Annotated in this window: 1 protein-coding gene; it reads left to right on the top strand. The window is 44.4% G+C overall.

All coding sequences use genetic code 11. From position 1 onward, the window contains the following. Nucleotides 1–228: 228 nt before the first annotated feature. Complete coding sequence (clpB, locus tag JX312_RS11510) at nt 229–2,826, top strand: ATP-dependent chaperone ClpB (RefSeq protein ID WP_204458085.1); 2,598 nt, start codon at nt 229–231, stop codon at nt 2,824–2,826. Nucleotides 2,827–2,949 lie beyond the last annotated feature (123 nt).

The following is a 2,949-nucleotide window of genomic DNA, read 5'->3' as shown; positions in this document are numbered from 1 at the left end:
CAGCACAAATAGCAAATTGCCATCCAACTCTTGACCTCGAATTTGATTAACACTTTTTAAGAGACACTAGTGAAATAATAATTCTAAAATATTTGTCAGAAAATATTGCTCAACCATATTGCGATTAAACTTGTTATTTAGTTAAACATTGCAAATTTTACTTAAGCGTGGCATGCCATTCTTTGTGAAATTTGCACGAAACAGAATTATTAATCAATTATTTATATTATGAATTTTAACAATTTCACTATCAAATCGCAGGAAGTTGTCCAAAAAGCCATAGACTTCACGAAACAATCGGGGCAACAACAGATTGAGCCGGTGCATTTGTTGAAAGCCATCATCTCCGAGAGCGAAACCATTGTCAATTTCATTTTCCAGAAACTTGGCGCCAACCTTAACGGAGTAAAAATGGGAGTTGACCAGACTATTGCCTCGCTACCCAGGGTTAGCGGAGGCGATGTGGTGCTGAGCCGCGAGTCGAACGAGGCACTGCAGAAGTCTGTTGACTTCTCCAAATCGATGGGAGACGAATACGTTTCGGTCGAGGCTATTATGATGGGTATTCTGAAAACCGGATGCAAAGCATCTCAGATACTGAAAGACAACGGCATTACAGAAGACGGTCTTAAGGCGGCTATTTCTGAATTGCGCAAAGGAAACACCGTAAAGGATCAAAGCGCGGAAGAATCATACCAGTCTCTCAGCAAATATGCAATAAACCTGAATGACCGGGCACGCAATGGCAAACTGGATCCTGTTATCGGACGCGACGAAGAAATCCGCCGAGTGCTTCAGATTTTGTCCCGACGCACTAAAAACAACCCGATGCTTGTAGGCGAGCCGGGAACCGGAAAGACAGCGATCGCAGAAGGTCTCGCAATGCGTATCGTAAGAGGCGATGTGCCTGAAAACCTCAAGTCTAAACAGATTTATTCTCTTGACATGGGAGCCTTGGTAGCCGGCGCAAAATATAAGGGAGAATTCGAAGAGCGGCTCAAAGCCATTGTCAACGAAGTCACACAAAGCGATGGAGAAATTATACTCTTTATCGATGAGATACATACACTCGTAGGTGCCGGAAAAGGAGAGGGAGCCATGGATGCGGCAAACATATTGAAACCGGCTCTTGCAAGAGGCGAACTTCGCTCTATCGGTGCCACTACTCTTGACGAATATCAGAAATATTTTGAGAAAGACAAAGCTCTGGAACGCAGATTCCAGAAAGTAATGGTTGATGAGCCGGACGAGATGTCTGCCATATCAATCCTCCGCGGACTTAAGGAGCGCTATGAGAATCACCACAAAGTCCGAATTATGGATGAAGCCATAATTGCCGCCGTGCAACTCAGCGTGCGTTACATTACCGACAGATTCCTTCCGGACAAGGCGATTGACCTTATTGACGAGGCTGCCTCAAAACTCCGGCTTGAGATGGATTCCCAGCCTCAGGCTCTTGATGAGGCATCAAGAAAAATAAAACAGCTTGAAATAGAAAGGGAGGCTATAAAGAGAGAGAAAGACTCCTATAAACTTAAGGAAATCGATGAAGAACTTGCCAATCTCAGGGATACGGAGAAATCTTTAAGGGCAAAATGGAAAGCTGAGAAAAACGAAATCAATAAAATCCAGCAGAACAAGATTGACATAGAACAGCTGAATTATGAAGCTGACAGAGCCGAACGCGAAGGAGACTACGCCAAGGTTGCGGAGATTCGTTATTCGAAGATTAAACAGAAAGAAGACGAGAATAAGGAAATACAGTTGAAACTCAAGGAGCTTCAGGGCGAAGGCGCGATGATAAAAGAAGAAGTCGATGCGGAAGATATCGCCGAAGTTGTGAGCAGATGGACTGGCATACCGGTCAAGAAAATGGCTCAGAGCGAAAAAGAAAAACTCCTGCACCTTGAGGAAGAACTACATCATCGCGTTGTTGGACAAGAGGATGNCATTCGTGCCGTATCTGATGCAGTCAGACGTTCAAGAGCCGGACTAAACGACCCAAGAAGACCTATAGGTTCCTTTATTTTCCTCGGAACTACCGGAGTCGGTAAGACAGAACTTGCAAAAGCACTTGCGGAATATCTTTTCGATGACGAAGACATGATGACAAGAATAGACATGTCTGAATATATGGAGAAACACTCTGTCTCACGACTTGTAGGAGCGCCTCCCGGATATGTTGGATATGAAGAGGGAGGTCAGCTGACGGAGGCTGTGCGCCGCAAGCCATATAGCGTTGTGCTCTTCGATGAAATCGAAAAAGCGAATCCCGATGTCTTCAATATCCTGCTTCAAGTTCTTGACGATGGCAGACTCACAGACAACAAAGGGCGTTTTATCAACTTCAAGAACACGATTATAATCATGACCTCCAATATGGGATCTGATATAATACGCCAGAACTTCCAGGGTTTCTCTGACAAAAACGAGGAAAAGAAACAGGAGATAATCGCATCTACAAAACAAGACGTGATGGATCGGCTCAAACAGATCATCCGTCCCGAATTCCTCAACCGTATTGACGAAACAGTGATGTTCACACCTCNCGACAAGAAAGAGATACTTGAGATTGTTGAGCTTCAGGTAAAGAGCGTAAAGAAAATGCTTACAACCAACGGCATAACACTTGATGTTACGAAAGACGCCCTTGACCTGCTCGCCGAAGACGGCTATGACCCCGAATTCGGTGCCCGCCCGGTAAAAAGAACTATTCAGAGAATGGTTCTGAATCAGCTTTCAAAAGACATACTTGCCCAGAAAGTCGACAGAGACCACCCTATAGTGATCGACAGGCAAGGCGACACACTCGTATTCAAGAATTAATCATATTTTAACTATTATGAGGATGTGTCATAATAGCCAGCCAACGACCATCCGGACCATTCTGACAGCATCCTCGCCATCCGGCTAAAATAAAGGCGATGTGTCAAATTTTATCAATTTTGA

The organism is Barnesiella sp. CU968 (genome assembly GCF_905219685.1).
GTDB lineage: Bacteria > Bacteroidota > Bacteroidia > Bacteroidales > Muribaculaceae > Lepagella > Lepagella muris_A.
This window is presented reverse-complemented; position numbering and strand designations above follow the sequence as displayed.